Source organism: Rhizobium sp. 01T444 (genome assembly GCF_056398305.1).
The window spans coordinates 1-538 of sequence record NZ_JBFTPD010000378.1 but is presented as its reverse complement, the minus strand read 5'-3'; the positions used below and the strand labels follow the sequence as shown (position 1 = coordinate 538).

General features: G+C 68.6%; 1 protein-coding gene. It reads left to right on the top strand.

Annotated elements, in window-relative coordinates; all coding sequences use genetic code 11:
• A partial coding sequence (locus AC1DTN_RS39030) for a type 2 periplasmic-binding domain-containing protein (protein ID WP_477925601.1) occupies positions 1-349 on the top strand: 349 nt, incomplete at its 5' end.
• Positions 350-538 lie beyond the last annotated feature (189 nt).

Sequence of the window (538 nt, the reverse complement as noted above, 5' to 3'; positions counted from 1 at the left end):
GGACTGGATCATGCCGCCGCCGAACACGCCGATGCGGCGGACCTTCAACGCGATCTTCCTGGGCGCGGGCGTGCAGCCGCCTTCGCCGATCGTGGAGACCTGGTCGCTGAGGAGCATCGAGACGGTGCTTCGGCGCGAGCCGAATGCGGTGACGATTCTTGCGCGGGACGTGGCCGCGGAGCTGGCCCTGGGCGGGACTTGCGCGCCGCTGCCCTATGAGCTTTCTTGGAACCTGCCGCCGATCAGCTTCTTCGTCTCGCAGAGCATTTCGCGGCAGCCGACGGTGCGGGCGCTGGCGGGGGCGATACGGGATGCGGCGATGAGGCTGGCGGGGGCGGCGCGGAGTTGAGTCGGCGGGCTGCCGCCCAAGCGGTTCAAGTGCAGCCGAGCGTTCTGGCGATGCGCGGGCCCGACCCGAGACAGAAGCGGACTATCGTTGCCCAAGCAGTGGCGAGCGACCGATCTTGGCTGCCTTTGTCTTCAGCTTTGGCGGCGCCGAGAAGGCTTCACCGGCAGCCCATTCGCCGACGGCGTAGAC